General features: G+C 50.0%; 12 protein-coding genes. 3 read left to right on the plus strand and 9 right to left on the minus strand.

All coding sequences use genetic code 11. From position 1 onward, the window contains the following. Positions 1 to 13: 13 nt before the first annotated feature. Positions 14 to 520: a signal peptidase II gene (locus tag DW677_RS15205; RefSeq protein WP_117567722.1), complete on the minus strand. Its 507-nt coding sequence runs from the start codon at positions 518 to 520 to the stop codon at positions 14 to 16. 261 nt (positions 521 to 781) lie between these two features. Between DW677_RS15205 and DW677_RS15210 the strand changes: the two genes are divergently transcribed. After that, positions 782 to 2,515, plus strand: coding sequence for a S8 family peptidase (locus DW677_RS15210; RefSeq protein WP_117567723.1), 1,734 nt, complete (start codon positions 782 to 784; stop codon positions 2,513 to 2,515). 46 nt (positions 2,516 to 2,561) lie between these two features. Here the strand turns inward: DW677_RS15210 and clpX are convergent, their stop codons facing one another. Beyond that, positions 2,562 to 4,241 carry an ATP-dependent Clp protease ATP-binding subunit ClpX gene (gene clpX / locus DW677_RS15215; RefSeq protein WP_347473198.1) on the minus strand — a complete coding sequence of 560 codons (1,680 nt, stop codon included), beginning with the start codon at positions 4,239 to 4,241 and terminating at the stop codon, positions 2,562 to 2,564. A gap of 367 nt (positions 4,242 to 4,608) precedes the next feature. On the opposite strand from clpX, the gene gltS reads away from it, so the two are divergent. Beyond that, positions 4,609 to 5,793: a sodium/glutamate symporter gene (gltS, locus tag DW677_RS15225; protein WP_015553902.1), complete on the plus strand. Its 1,185-nt coding sequence runs from the start codon at positions 4,609 to 4,611 to the stop codon at positions 5,791 to 5,793. A gap of 115 nt (positions 5,794 to 5,908) precedes the next feature. Here the strand turns inward: gltS and DW677_RS15230 are convergent, their stop codons facing one another. The 4 genes from DW677_RS15230 to DW677_RS15245 all read right to left on the minus strand — a co-directional run bounded on the left by DW677_RS15230 (position 5,909) and on the right by DW677_RS15245 (position 10,098). Then, the gene (locus tag DW677_RS15230; protein WP_015553903.1) at positions 5,909 to 7,537 is read right to left on the minus strand and encodes a trypsin-like peptidase domain-containing protein; all 1,629 of its coding nucleotides are present in this window, start codon (positions 7,535 to 7,537) and stop codon (positions 5,909 to 5,911) included. 260 nt (positions 7,538 to 7,797) lie between these two features. Beyond that, a complete protein-coding gene (locus DW677_RS15235) occupies positions 7,798 to 8,637 on the minus strand; it encodes an undecaprenyl-diphosphate phosphatase (protein WP_015553904.1) in 840 nt (279 codons plus the stop codon). Positions 8,638 to 8,806: 169 nt separating this feature from the next. Then, positions 8,807 to 9,484, minus strand: a complete 678-nt coding sequence (locus tag DW677_RS15240) for a uracil-DNA glycosylase (protein ID WP_015553905.1) — start codon at positions 9,482 to 9,484, stop codon at positions 8,807 to 8,809. Between the two features lie 98 nt (positions 9,485 to 9,582). Continuing rightward, a complete protein-coding gene (locus DW677_RS15245; protein WP_117505143.1) occupies positions 9,583 to 10,098 on the minus strand; it encodes a hypothetical protein in 516 nt (171 codons plus the stop codon). Between the two features lie 314 nt (positions 10,099 to 10,412). Between DW677_RS15245 and DW677_RS15250 the strand changes: the two genes are divergently transcribed. Next, a complete protein-coding gene (locus DW677_RS15250) occupies positions 10,413 to 10,844 on the plus strand; it encodes a hypothetical protein (RefSeq protein ID WP_117471115.1) in 432 nt (143 codons plus the stop codon). Between the two features lie 273 nt (positions 10,845 to 11,117). Here the strand turns inward: DW677_RS15250 and DW677_RS15260 are convergent, their stop codons facing one another. The 3 genes from DW677_RS15260 to DW677_RS18395 all read right to left on the minus strand — a co-directional run. Next, positions 11,118 to 12,311: a M20 family metallopeptidase gene (locus tag DW677_RS15260; RefSeq protein ID WP_117471117.1), complete on the minus strand. Its 1,194-nt coding sequence runs from the start codon at positions 12,309 to 12,311 to the stop codon at positions 11,118 to 11,120. 165 nt (positions 12,312 to 12,476) lie between these two features. Next, positions 12,477 to 14,009: a sodium/proline symporter gene (locus DW677_RS15265; protein WP_117567724.1), complete on the minus strand. Its 1,533-nt coding sequence runs from the start codon at positions 14,007 to 14,009 to the stop codon at positions 12,477 to 12,479. A gap of 190 nt (positions 14,010 to 14,199) precedes the next feature. Continuing rightward, positions 14,200 to 14,395 (minus strand): hypothetical protein (locus DW677_RS18395; RefSeq protein ID WP_181968376.1); only part of this gene is annotated, 196 nt, incomplete at its 5' end.

Here is a 14,395-nt window from a genome sequence, read left to right on the forward strand (position 1 = left end):
CCTGCTGCCTAAATTACTCTTCTTCCTTAACAAAGATTTTTTCTTTCGGAAGAATTTCGCGGAGCTCCTCCACGAGCTGGACTGCCGCAAACAGGGCAGATCCGACAAAAATAAAGATATCACCCAGGTTGAAGACCACTTTTTTCAGTTTCTTCCACTGGATGCTGAAATAGTCCACCACATATCCGCGTTTGAGCCGGTCATAAAGGTTGCTCGCTCCGCCGGCCAGCACCAAGGTCAGCGCCGTCTTCTCCAGCACGCGTCCCTTCCTTCCGATCACATATGCCCATGCACCGGCTACCGCCGACAGCATGCAGACCGGGACCATCTCCACAAGTTTCGGGTATTCCTTCATGAATCCGAAGGAAAAGCCCGGATTATGGTTTTTGTAGAGGCGGATCAGGCCGCCTGATTCTTTTACGGTTTTCGGGAATTCTTCATCTGGTCTGGCTTCGATCTCTTTTTTTACAGCCAGATCTGTAAGCGCAAGCGTCGTTCCGAATGTCAAAAATCCAAACATTGCGATTCCCCTTTCTTTTCTATCTTACATGATTGCATACTTTCACAGATATCCTTATATTACAACATTTTAAAGGGTCCGTCCATATATTTCTTATTTCACGGTCAGACTGCGGCACCATTTTCACACGTTTTCTTACCCATTTCATTTACGCCTCTCGTTCCTCTTCCCGTTTTCTGATCCTGTAATTTTTTTTGGAACATGTGCCCTTGTCCCTCATATACATATATAGTATGAACCATTTTCTGCGGAGTATCAGCCATGTCATGTACAAATTCTGTCGCGTCGGAAGATTTTGCGGATTTTATCGCACCTTATTTTACTACACCTGAAGAGTTTATTCGTTCACAGGGGACAGACTGCATTGATTTTGTGAATTCTACGCTGGCGGTCGTCTATGTTCCGCTCTCCACAGTGACACCTTCTACTTATACTTCCTATACATATTCGGCAGTTCCAAAGCTATATAGTCTTCTGGATGTCACAAGTATGGATGCTGCCGGGATCACGCCAGCGGGGGAGCTTCCGGTGCTGAACAATCAGGGCGCGGGAGTTATTGTGGGATTTGTGGATACGGGGATCAATTATACAGATTCGCTGTTTCGGAATGTAGATGGAAGTACAAGAATTATTGGGATATGGGACCAGACAAATAATTCAGATAATTCTAACAATATAGAGAATGAAACTGCAAAACCATTTTCTGCCTTCTCAGCTCTCTACGGCACGCAATACACTGCCGAGGAGATCAACCTGGCCCTGAACTCCGACAATCCCGCCTCCATCGTCCCCACCCGGGACGAAAACGGACATGGAACATTTCTCGCTTCCATTGCCGCCGGGAACCGGGATGAACGGGCGGGATTTTCCGGGGCGGCACCGCAGGCATCCATCGCCATGGTGAAATTAAAACCCGCCAAGCAGTATCTCCGTGACTTCTACCTGATCCAGGACGGGGCAGAGGCCTACCAGGAGAACGATATCATGATGGGCGTCTCCTATCTCTATTTTCTCGCCAGAAAATACTCCATGCCCCTCGTCGTCTGCATTCCTCTCGGCACCAATATGGGAAGCCACATGGGAATGAGCCGCCTCGGGCAGTATTTAAACCAGGTCAGCCTTTCAAACGGTTCCGCCGTCATCACCGCTGCCGGGAACGAGACCGGGGCGAGACATCACTTCCGGGCTGTCATGGACGCAGATACGGATGAAGTCACCGCGGAGCTGCGGGTGGGGGAACGGGAAGCCGGTTTTTCCATGGAACTTTGGGCGGAGAACATGGGTGCCTACACGGTGGGCTTTATCTCACCGACCGGCGAAGTTGCGCGGGAGATTTCCGTTCCGCTCCGGGGCGAGAACACGGTGTCCTTTCTCCTGGAACAGACCCAGATCACAGTCTACACCCAGATCGCCGATGTGAGCTCCGGGAGCCAGTTTATCTTCATGCGCTTCGAAAACCCCATGTCCGGGATCTGGCGGATCCTGATACGGAACTCTCTGGACATCCGTGAGACCTTTCATATCTGGCTGCCGGTCCGGGGCTTTATCTCCGATGAGACCTATTTTCTCCGCCCGGATCCCGATACGACCATCACGGATCCCGGAAATGCCCGGTATCCCATCACTGTCACCGCCTACGACCACACCAAAAACAGCATCTACATCCACGCCAGCCGCGGCTACAGCCTGTCCGGCCGGATAAAGCCGGACCTCGCTGCCCCGGGTGTCAACATCTTAGGCGCGTCCGTCTCAGGAAGACGTCTCACAAGAATGTCCGGCACCTCCGTCTCCGCCGCCCACCTCGCCGGTGCCGCGGCGATCCTGTTGAACTGGGGCGTCCTCAATGCAAATTATCCATATCTCAACACGCCGGTGCTAAAGTCCATCTTCGTCCGTGGGGCACAAAGAAATCCAGCGCTCACATACCCGAACCGTGAGTTCGGATATGGAACGCTGAATCTGTATGAAGCTTTTTTACATCTCAGAAACCTTTAATTTATAACATCCGATGCCGTGCAGACACTATCAGCAGGATTCATATTTATTCAGCTTTGTAACAGGCTTCCGTCGGCCCCGGCAGAGCAGCCGCCTTCTTGTCCGCCGTAGAATACTCCCGCATCTCGATCCGCGGGCCACCGTGTTTTTCCAGATACGCGCGGGTGATCGTCACAGAACCGATCTCCGGGTCCTTCGGGATCTCGAACATGATATCGAGCATGAATTCCTCGATGATCGCCCGGAGCGCTCTCGCACCGGTGTCTTTTTTGAGCGCCTGCTCTGCGATCCATTCCAGGGCATCATCGTCAAAGTTTAAATTTACCTCATCCATGGCGAGAAGCTTCTTATACTGCTTTAAGATCGCGTTCTTCGGCTCCTTTAAGATCCGCACGAGGAATTCCTTCGTGAGTCCCTGAAGTGTCACGGTCACCGGAAGTCTTCCCAAGAACTCCGGGATCATGCCGAATTCTCTGAGATCCTGGTTTGTGACCTTTGAGAGAATGTCCGGATCCTTATCATATTTATCCTTCGGATCAGAGCCGAAACCGATGGACGTGGTGTTCGTCAGGCGTTCCTTGATAATATTCTCAAGATCTGGGAACGCGCCGCCGCAGATAAAGAGGATATTGTCGGTGTTGATCATCTCCATCGGAGTCATGGCATTCTTCTGGCCTGTTCCCACAGGGACTTCCACGTCCGCGCCCTCTAGAAGCTTTAAGAGTTCCTGCTGCACGGACTCGCCGCTGACATCGCGGGTGTTCGTGGATTTCTTCTTTGCGATCTTATCGATCTCGTCGATGAACACGATGCCCATCTCCGCTTTCTGCACATCACCGCCCGCCGCTGCGAGGAGCTTTGTGAGAACACTCTCGATATCGTCACCGATATAACCTGCTTCTGTTAAGGATGTAGCGTCCGCGATCGCAAGCGGCACATCGAGGAGCTTCGCCAGAGTCTTTACGAGATACGTCTTACCGCTTCCAGTAGGTCCGATCATCAGGATATTTGACTTTTCGATGTCAACATCGGTTCCGTACTTCCCGGCATCCGGGGATGTCTTGGAAAATACACGCTTATAGTGGTTGTAGACTGCGACAGCGATCACCTTCTTCGCCTGCTCCTGGCCGATCACATACTCGTCGAGCTGCGCCTTGATCGCATGGGGGGCCGGGATCTCGCTGAGCTTAAACAGCTCCTTTTTTACTTTTTTCTTCTTTTTCCTGCGCTTATGGCCCTGGCCCATGAGGGCGCCGAGGTCGATCTGCCCCACCGGGATTCCGAAAATATTTCCCAATGGAATTCCCTCTGATCCGTCACCGTCCTCCTCGAAATCATCGCCATCTTCGGTCTCGTCAGCATCCACAACGGTCTGCTCTGCGTCCTCATCCGTGTCTGCTTCAGTCGGATTATCCACAGAATTCTGTTTTTCCGCTTCGCTCACGTCATCTTTCTTACCCGCAGCAGTTCCGGTATTCTCCTGCTTCTGCGCTCTATCTCCGCTTCCCATCGGATTCAGATACATATTTTTCAACAGCTCCGGCGTGATCCCGGACATCTTTGTCCAGTCCATACCGCTTCCCATCATCATATCAAACGATCTCTGCATACAGTCCCGGCACACCTGCAATCCGCCCGGCAGCGTGATCATTTTTCCTGCCTGACTCTCCGTCCGTCTGCACATGCAGCAGATCTTCTCATATCCGTTATTTTTGTTGTCTTCCAAATTTTTTCTCCCTGAACCTTCTATCGTTTCTCATGGATACAGGCCGCGGCCTGTCCACGCGTTTTCTGCCTGTTTTTACAGAATTATAACCTATTATAATGCAAATTGAGTCTTCCCGCAACCTAAAAACCATGTGTAAATTTTCTGACAGAATCATCTTTCCTCTTAACAGTATCTGAACTCTGCCCCCTGTATTTTTTTGATGTTTTTTGTAGTTTGAATTTAACATGAAATTGTAGCAACTAAGTAACTGTTTGGCAGGTCAGCGCATTCCCTGCACCGACCGTAAGTAACACAGGCTTGACCGCGGCTGTGAATTCACTGAACCGTTACCTGGTGAACAACTATATAAGAGGGGGTAAATCTTATGATCACTTTACAGCTCGACATGTACCAGGCCTGCGCCCTCGGCGCTCTCGTCTATTGTCTCGGACGACTCATGGTCAACAAACTTTCATTCTTAAGTAAGTACTGCATCCCGGCACCGGTTGCCGGCGGTATCGTATTCGCCTTTGCTCATCTGGCGTTATACGCAGCAGGAATTCTGGAACTCTCCTTTGACACAACATTACAGAGTGTCTTCATGACGGTCTTCTTCTGCAGCGTCGGATTCACAGCCTGCTTCCGTCTGTTGAAAAAGGGCGGACTTCAGGTATTTCTGTTCCTCGGACTCGCAGTCGCCATCTGTGTCATCCAGGACGCAGTTGGCAGCGGTCTCGCAGCAGCCTTTGGTCTGGATCCGCTGCTCGGCTTATGTATGGGTTCCATGCCGTTAGTAGGCGGACACGGAACATCCGGTTCCTTCGGACCGCTTCTTGAAACAGATTACGCCGTTGTAGGCGCTACCACAGTTGCTCTCGCGGCAGCTACATACGGACTTGTATCCGGAAGTATGATGGGCGGCCCGATCGCACGTGCCCGTGTTGAAAAACTCCACTTAAAATCCACAGCAGCTGAGGAAGGCAACGAGACAGCTGAGGTTATGCCGGCCGTTGATGGTCAGAAATTCACAACATCCGCAATGTTTTTAGCAGTTGCCATCGGTCTCGGTACTCTTATTTTCACATTCTTCAAAGATGTATGCCACCTGACATTCCCGACTTATATCGGCGCTATGCTCGCAGCAGCAGCGATCCGCAATATCTGGGATGTCCAGCACAAAGAACTTCCGATGGTTGAGATTGACGCCCTCGGCGGACTTTCCTTAAATCTGTTCCTGTCCATGGCTATGATGAGCTTAAAGCTTTGGCAGTTAGCAGCACTTGCTCTTCCGATGATCGTCATCCTGCTTGTTCAGACGATTGTTATGTTCCTGTACGCGAACTTCGTTGTATTCAACGTTATGGGACGTGACTACGAGGCAGCTGCCATGACAACTGCATTCTGCGGTTTCGGTATGGGCGCTACCCCGAACGCTATGGCAAACATGAGAGCACTCGTTGAGCGCTACGGTGCAGCTCCGAGAGCATTCTTCATCGTACCGTTAGTAGGAAGCTTATTCGTTGACTTCTTCAACTCCATGGTACTGACCACGTTCATGAATTTCCTGTAAACATGTTTTCAGGAACTTTTCGATAAAACCTTTATACCTTTACAAAACAAGACCGCCTTTCCCGTGATCACTCCAGGGAGGCGGTCTTGTTTCTCTATTTTATATCGACTCTTTATTATTTTCCGATCTTAGACTGGCTCTGCGCCGGTTTCTGATCCTGCTGTCCGCCCTGGCTCTGACTGTTTTCACTGTCAGACTCAGCCGGACGCTGCTTTAAGGTTAACTGGACTTCTCTCTCCTGATAGCTGCCGTTTACAAGAGACTGGACAGTCAATGTTACGGTATCACCGGATTTATAGTAAGTCAGAAGCTTTGCAAGGTCCGCGTAGTTGGAGATCTTCTCACCATCCAGCTTTGTAATGATGTCCTTCTCGTGAAGATCGGAACCTGCGGCTGCGGAGTCTTCCATGATCTTGTAGACATAGACACCCTGCGGCATTCCGTACATCTTTGCCATGGACTCATCAATGTTCTGTAACTGGATTCCGAGATAGCCCTGCTCAGACTCGGAAACCGCGATCTTTGTGGTCCTTGTCATGAGGTCATCGATGATGTCTTTTGCTTTAGAGATCGGGATCGCGTAACCGACGCCTTCAACACTTGTATCCGCGTACTTTGCTTCGTTGATGCCGATAACTTCACCTTTGGAGTTTAAGAGAGCTCCGCCGCTGTTGCCTGGGTTGATCGCTGCGTCTGTCTGGATGACGGTCTTAGTCGCATCGTCAACTTTGATCTCTCTGTTTAACGCGCTTACATGTCCGACTGTCACGCTCTGGCCAAGTCCAAGCGCGTTGCCGATGGCGATAACGCCCTGCCCCATCTTTAAGGAATCGGAATCACCGAGTGTCGCCGCTTTGATCTTGCCCTTTGTGTCAGCGGAGATCTTGTCGAGCGGAACTGCGATCACTGCGAGATCCGCCTCGGAGTCTGTGCCCTTGATGGCCGCGTCCGCAGTGCTCTCATCCGCGAACGTCACGGTAAGTCCCTCGGAATCACTGACAACGTGGTTATTTGTAACGATCAGAAGCTCGGAGTCATTCTGTCCGACGATGATGCCGGAACCGCTGCTCGGGACTTCGTAGGTCTGGGATTGTCCAAACCAGGTGTTGCTCTGGTAGACCTGGGTATTTGTGATCGATACGACAGACGGAAGGGTTGCGTCCACGATCGCGGAGACATCCTCAATAACAACACCGTTGCTGGAAGTTGTGGATGTGTTCGCTGCCGGGATCTGGGTCGTCTGCCCGATGGTCTCGGAGGAGGCGTTTAGCTGGGAACTCTGGTACGGCAACAGGGTGTTGGCCGCACGGTTGACTCCGTACATCGTTCCGCCGGATACGACACCGAAGAGGAGCGCTGCCGCTGTGACAAGAGCTGTCGTCTTGGCGTAGGAGTGTTTCTTCGAAGCGTGGTGGCTGTTTCCGTTTCCGTTCGGATTCTGTCCATGTCCCTGATAATAGTCGTACTGCTGATACGGGTTCGTGTACTGGTTCTGGTTTCCGTAATACTGCTGATGCTGCTGCCCGCCGTAGTAACCGTTCTGGCCGTTCGGATTTCCGTTATACGGCTGACCGTTCTGTGTACCGGAACCAAGTCTTCCGTAGACCTGTCTTCCTGTATGCTCACCCTGAGGCTGCTGGGCTCCGTTTTGGGTGTTCTGAGTGTTCTGTGTGTTTACCGGCTGTTCATTATTTTTCTTTTCGTTTTCATTATTTACTTCGTTCCATTTATTTTCATCATACATAATAGGAATCTCCTTTCTGTGTTGAAATTTTCGATGTTTCTTTTTGTACTTAAGGACTCTCTCTTTTTCTTTCCTCTCCTTAACTACATGACATAGTGTACCAGTGAAATGTGATGAAAGTGTGATGAAACATGCACGGTTCTGTGAAATAGAGTCACAATTCCCGTGTTTTTGTAATACGCAAAAGAAATCCCGGAATCCATCGGTGGGCTGCTATTCTGTACCCATCCGGATGGATTCCGGGAAACTCTTGTTTTTCTTTATTTTGTCAGGATCGCAGTCAGTCCGAAATAAATCAGGACGATCACACCGAGGACGATGCGGTAGTATCCGAAGAATTTGAAGTCATGTTTTTTGACATATCCGAGTAAGAACTGGATCGAGTACATGGAAACGACGAAGGCGATCACCATGGCAGCTGCCATGAAGAAGAGCTCCATTGCGGAGAATGCCAGGCCGTAGTGAAGGATCTTTAAGAGACTGGCGCCGAACATGACCGGAATTCCAAGGAAGAAGGTGAACTCCGATGCGGCGGTTCTGGAACAGCCAAGCATCATCGCACCGAGGATCGTTGCGCCGGATCTCGATGTACCCGGGATCAGCGCGAGAAGCTGGAAGAGACCGATGTAAAATGCGGTCTGGTAACTAATCTGGGATACTTTCTTTATGCGGAATTCCGCGTGCTGGTTGCGGTTCTCGAAGGCAATAAAAATAACACCGTAGATGATGAGCATCGCCGCTACCACATATGGATTATAGAGATACTTGTCAAGCACTTCGTCAAGCAGGATTCCGACCACGGCAGCCGGAAGGCAGGCGATGATGATCTTAAACCATAGATGCCATGTGGCGCGCTTCTGTGCCGGTTTTTTCCCCGGATCAAATGGGTTCAGCCGTCTGAAATACAGGACCAGTACCGCGAGAATTGCGCCTAACTGGATCACGACGCGGAACACGTTCATGAATTCTTCTGATACATTCAGGTGGACGATATTCTCCACAAGGATCAGGTGACCGGTGCTGCTGATCGGAAGCCATTCGGTGAAACCTTCGACGACACCGAATACGACGATCTTTAGAAATTCGATAAAGTTGCTCATATTCACTCCTATGCTTTATATTTTGAATATAGCGTGCGGTCTTCTTGTTTTCATTGTCATGAAAACAAGAAGCTTCGGGCATCCGCCCTATGTCAACAGGTTCAAAAAAATGCTTCTGCAAGCAAGCTTGCGGCGCATTTTTCCGAACCCGCTGACGCACGCCAGATTGCTAGTTGATATTTTCGATCTGCCAGTCGATCGGCTCGATCCCGTTCTCTTTTAAATACTTGTTTGTCTTACTGAACGGTCTGCTGCCGAAAAATCCACGATAGGCGGACAACGGGCTCGGGTGCGGTGACTCGAGGATCAGATGCTTCGGATTCGTCAGCATTGGCTTTTTCATCTGCGCCGGGCGTCCCCAGAGGATAAATACCATCGGGCGGTCCTGCTCGTTTAAGACGCGGATCGCGGCGTCCGTGAATTCCTCCCAGCCGATATTCTTGTGGGAGTTGGCCGCATGGGCACGAACGGTCAGGACTGTGTTTAAGAGCATCACACCCTGATCTGCCCACTTCTTTAAATATCCATTGTTCGGGATATAGCAGCCGCAGTCCTCATGAAGTTCCTTATAGATATTGACCAGAGACGGCGGGATCTCCACCGACGGCTTTACGGAAAAGCTCAGTCCATGCGCCTGCCCCGGCTCGTGGTACGGGTCCTGTCCCAGGATCACTACTTTTACTTTTGAGAGCGGAGTAAACGCAAAGGCGTTGAAGATGTCATCCGGCGCCGGGTAGACTTCCTTTGTCTCGTACTCGCTCTTTACGGTCTCGTATAATTTCCTGTAATACGGCTTTTTGAATTCCCCGCTCATAGGGACCAACCAGTCATTTGCGATCGCAGCCATATTTCCTCCTTGTTGTATTTATTCGTAACGCTTCAGTACCTTCATAATTTTATGTTTTCTTACCGTCAACACAGCAAGTGCTCAAACCTCCTGAACAGTTACACTCTTTCTAAGAAATCATCCACTAATTTAAACGATACCTCCGCCACCGGACATGATTTCCCAGAAAGTTCCTCCGGCACCTGAGAAAAGATCTTATGAACCCGGAACAGATACGCCTTATTGTTTAACATTGCTGTCTTCTCAAAGGGCCAGCGGATCAGGGACGGATCTTTATAGTTTTCCCCCAACTCCAGGAGCACCGTGTTCCGGTTCAGGGTGCAGGAAAGCCATAAGGTATAATGCTTCCACGCTTCTTCCGTAAAGGATACGCTATGGGGAACTGCCATATGACCGGCAGAAAAGCCCAGCCGGTCCGCATCCTCACCGGACAGTGAAGTTATGATATAATAATCTTTTCCATCCAGAAAATTTTTTAACTTTTCGGCAGCATGAAGGATCTCTTCCTCCTCCGCGCCTTCTTTTTTCTTCCACTCAGAGCCGATTCCCACAAGGATCTTCTCTGCGGTTTCCAGTTTTTCCTTCAGAATTTTTTCTGCTTCTGTCTTTTCCAAGCTTTTCCTCCAGTATTCAGCATAATTCGTTTTCGAACGTTAACATCATAACATAAATGGGGTCTGGATTCAACTGATCCCTCTTGTCCTTTGCTTTTCATTTTCTTAAGTTTTTCTGTCTGCGGCAGAATACGTTCCGCCGTCCTTGAATTCTTATGGCATGTCAGCGACATTCCAGAAGTGCCATGCATAATTTTCCCCTGTATCTCTCATACTTTTTTTGCAGATGAATATCAGACAGATCCATAGCTGTTGTTTTTATCAGCTGTCTGAAGAAACTGCATGGCAATTATTATGGAAAGGATGGATCAATGATGGAAGAGCACTCAGTCAATCTTCTCCGCGAATGTGACTCCGGCTGCAAAATGGCGGCGGAAAGCCTGGAACAGATCCGGGATATGGTGTCGGATCAGGAGCTCTGGAAGGATATCACGGAAAGCTATGAAAAACATCAGGAGCTGGACGCAAAGATCAAAAAGACCTTAAGCGCCATGGAGGAAGAGGGAAAAGAACCGGGAAAAATGGCATCTGCCTGGTCATGGATGTCCACAGAAATGCGTATGCTGGCAAAGGGCGGCGACAAAGAAGCCGCCAGTATTGTCACTGACGGCTGTAATATGGGGATCAAGACCATATGCGGTTATAAAAATCAGTATTCTGGTGCGTCAAAGGCTGTCATGGAGATCGCCGATGAGCTCACCGGGATGGAGGAAAATCTCAGAGATCATATGAAGAAATTTCTATAACGGTTCAGCAGATCTCTTCCGCTTTCCTATCTTCCGGCCGGTGCCCCGCCACCGCCGGAAACTCCGAATATTTCACAAAGCCGATCTTTGCAATCAAGCACACGGTGGACCGGCTCGCAGAAAATGATTTTTCCGCCCGCGTCGATGTTCTTCGAAAGGAAGTCATCGCCAATGTCTCCCCTGAGCTCCGCTCCCCACTTTCCGTGATCTCCGGCTACGCAGAACTTGTCCGGGACATTCACCGGAAAGATGAGGCAGCTATCCGCCCCCCGGTCAGTCTGCCTGATGCTCTACCTCATAGGCATGTTCTTCCTTGATCTTTTTTAATGTCTCCGGCTCGCGGATCAGATCGAGGGCTGTGAAAGCAAGAACCTTTGCACCGAGAAGGATCGAATCGAGTCCTTTCTGTGAGCATGCCGCCGCAACCATCTCCTTGCTGTGGCCCTTGATCGGCTCGTCGCTGATATTGATGGTCGGCTGGATCGCCGGAACGACCTGGGATACATTTCCGATATCTGTCGATCCCATAAGGCGCTCTCCTGCCGGATCTGCAGTCTCTCCAAACAATTCCAGATTCTTCGCATAAACCGCATCAAAGGATGGTGTCGGAACCATGTTCTCTACCCAGTTCTGGTACGGCTTCATGCTGCCCTTTGCACCCATTGCCATCGCAGAGGCTTCCACGATCCGCTCTACCTTAGCGTAAACATCCTTTAATGTGGAAGCTGCAGCAGCCCGCAGATAAAATTTTGCTGCCGCGTAATCCGGTACCGTGTTCGGTGCCTGTCCACCGTTTACGATGATCCCGTGGATCCGCACATCATCACTCAGATGCTGGCGAAGAGCATTGATGGAGTTATAGGTCTGGATCAGCGCGTCTAAAGCATTGATTCCCTGCTCCGGTGCCGCAGCCGCATGAGACGCCTTACCCCAGAATTCAATATCGATCGGAACACATCCAAGTGTTTTTTCTGTAAGGCGATGTCCCACACCCGGATGTGCGGAAAGAGCCGCGTCAACGTCCTTGAAATATCCCTCGCGGACAAAGCTTCCCTTCGCACTTCCGTTTTCTCCGCCTTCCTCTCCAGGTGTTCCGTAGAGGCGGACCTCTCCGCCGACCTCATCGATCACGCTCTTTAACGCCGCAGCCGCCAGAGAAGAAGTTGCACCAAACAGGTTATGTCCACAGCCATGTCCAAGTCCCACAAGGGCATCGTACTCCGCAAGGAAAACCATGACCGGACCGGGTTTCCCGGATTTATAGCTCGCCGCAAAACCGGTTCTGTGACCTGCCGCCGGCATCTCTACTTCAAATCCCACGCTCTTAATCTGATCTGCAAGACGCTTGGAAGCGAAAAACTCATAATTGCTGACCTCCGGCTTCTCATGGATCTCCAAAGCGATCTGCTGATATGTCTTGCCGTTTGCCTCTACATAATCCACAATTTTCTTCTGTAATTCGTCCATTATCCACAATCTCCTTTTCTTTTATCCCATAAATTCACTGCAATATTCTTATAAGGAAAAAGACCTGACAAAAACCTACTTGTCAGGTCTCTTAATGCGTATTATAGTTCTTTTCGCCTAAATTTTCCAGTCTTTTCTTCCGATTTCACCGATCTGTTCCTGCAATTATTTTCCTGCTCTTACTTCCTCAAACTCCTCCTGGATCTCCTTTGACGGCTCACCGGTCGCAAGGCTGACAACAATCAGACAGAGCATTGCAATGATAAACGCCGGAAGAAGCTCATACACATTCCATGCACCGCCCAACGGACGAACGCAGTATTTCCATACAAATACCATGACTCCGCCTGCGATCATGCCGGCAAGAGCACCGTTCCTGTTGGAACGTTTCCAGAATAATGCCGCAAGGACCACCGGTCCGAATACAGCGCCAAATCCAGCCCACGCAAAGGACACGATTCCAAATACGGAGCTGTCCGGATTTCCCGCTAAAAATACTGCGATCACTGCGATAAAGAGAACCGTCGCCCGGGCAACATGGATCGTTCTCTTCTCAGTAAGGTTTACGCCGAACATTCCCTTTAACAGGTTCTCAGAAACAGCGGAGGATGCCGCAAGAAGCTGGGAATCTGCGGTGGACATCGTGCAGGCTAAAATTCCGGCAAGTGTGATTCCCGCACCCACGATTGCGAGGAATCCATGCTGGCTTAAGAGTGTCGCAACCTGAATGATGATCGTCTCCGAAGCGGATCCTTTTAACTCTGCCATCACGCCATTCTTTGAGAGGCTGTAACCGACAACGCCGATAAAGATCGCAACTGCCATAGAGATTACGACCCATACCGTCGCGATGCGTCTGGAAAGTGATATATTCTCCTCGTTTTCCGTCGCCATAAAGCGGAGAAGCACATGCGGAACTCCAAAATAACCAAGCCCCCAGGCAAGAGTAGAAACGGTTGTTATGGTTCCATAAGAGGAAGCGGATCCTGTCTCGCTGTTATATGTAGCTGTTAACGATAAAAAGCCCGGCAGTTCTTTCGCATTTTCAAGAACATTCTGAACTCCGCCGCTCATGGATACGCCGAAACATACCACAAGGACAAGCGCGATCGTCATAACAATACTCTGGATCAGATCCGTAAAGCTTGCTGCCATAAATCCACCGAGTGCTGTGTAACCGACAATAACGACAGCGCTGATCAGCATAGCCGCCGTATACGGAATTCCGAATAATGTGGAGAACAGTTTTCCACATGCCGCGAATCCGGACGCTGTATACGGGACAAAAAAGATAATAATAAAAATTGCGGAAATTCCCAATAACAGTTTCGAATCATCGCGATACCTGTTTGCAAAGAAATCCGGCAGTGTGATCGAATTCGTCTTTGCGCTGTATCTCCTGATGCGTTTCGCCACGATCAGCCAGTCTAAATAGGTACCGATGGCAAGTCCGATCGCAGTCCAGGATGCGTCACAGATACCGCTGAGGTACGCCACTCCCGGCAGTCCCATCAGCAGCCAGCTGCTCATATCCGATGCCTCCGCACTCATTGCAGTCACAAACGGTCCTAATTTTCTTCCGCCAAGGTAGAAATCGCTGGAGTCATTGTTCCCTTTCGAATAGATGAAACCAATTGCCAGCATCATCACCAGATAGGCAATGATCACAAGAAAAACACCGATGATTGCTCCATTCATTTTTCATACTTCCTCTCATTTTAGTCTGCCATATTAGTTTAATAAAGCGTTAATGTAGTTTAGTATAGCAGAAAATGGCCGGATTGCAAGTGTTTTCCGGGGATTTGCGTCTGAAAAAAGGTCGGCACATTCCCGTGCCGACCTTTTCCTGTCTTTGTTCAGTTTTTATGGGATCCTGATCTCGGTGTCCTTACCGCTTCTCATCCCAGCTTCCGTCCTCCCGGACAAACCAGCCGTCCGGTGTCATGCGGTTCGCGAACATGATTCCCTTTGTTCCATCGGAAACCTTATTGAGAGAACGAGACGTCGCAGAACGTCCGGGGGACGTTCGCCTACGACGACCGGAGCGGAGCGGAGACATTCGAACCGTTCGAGCCCGGCAGGGC

The organism is Clostridium sp. AM25-23AC, assembly GCF_003435125.1.
Classification (GTDB): Bacteria; Bacillota; Clostridia; order Lachnospirales; family Lachnospiraceae; genus Pilosibacter; species Pilosibacter fragilis.

Excerpts from the sequence above, each read along its gene's own strand:
- DW677_RS15250 (WP_117471115.1), top strand. The coding sequence starts at position 10,413 with ATGGAAGAGCACTCAGTCAATCTTCTCCGCGAATGTGACTCCGGCTGC.
- DW677_RS15235 (WP_015553904.1), bottom strand. The coding sequence starts at position 8,637 with ATGAGCAACTTTATCGAATTTCTAAAGATCGTCGTATTCGGTGTCGTC.
- DW677_RS15205 (WP_117567722.1), bottom strand. The coding sequence starts at position 520 with ATGTTTGGATTTTTGACATTCGGAACGACGCTTGCGCTTACAGATCTG.
- DW677_RS15240 (WP_015553905.1), bottom strand. The coding sequence starts at position 9,484 with ATGGCTGCGATCGCAAATGACTGGTTGGTCCCTATGAGCGGGGAATTC.
- DW677_RS15260 (WP_117471117.1), bottom strand. The coding sequence starts at position 12,311 with ATGGACGAATTACAGAAGAAAATTGTGGATTATGTAGAGGCAAACGGC.
- DW677_RS15265 (WP_117567724.1), bottom strand. The coding sequence starts at position 14,009 with ATGAATGGAGCAATCATCGGTGTTTTTCTTGTGATCATTGCCTATCTG.
- gltS (WP_015553902.1), top strand. The coding sequence starts at position 4,609 with ATGATCACTTTACAGCTCGACATGTACCAGGCCTGCGCCCTCGGCGCT.
- DW677_RS15230 (WP_015553903.1), bottom strand. The coding sequence starts at position 7,537 with ATGTATGATGAAAATAAATGGAACGAAGTAAATAATGAAAACGAAAAG.
- DW677_RS15210 (WP_117567723.1), top strand. The coding sequence starts at position 782 with ATGTCATGTACAAATTCTGTCGCGTCGGAAGATTTTGCGGATTTTATC.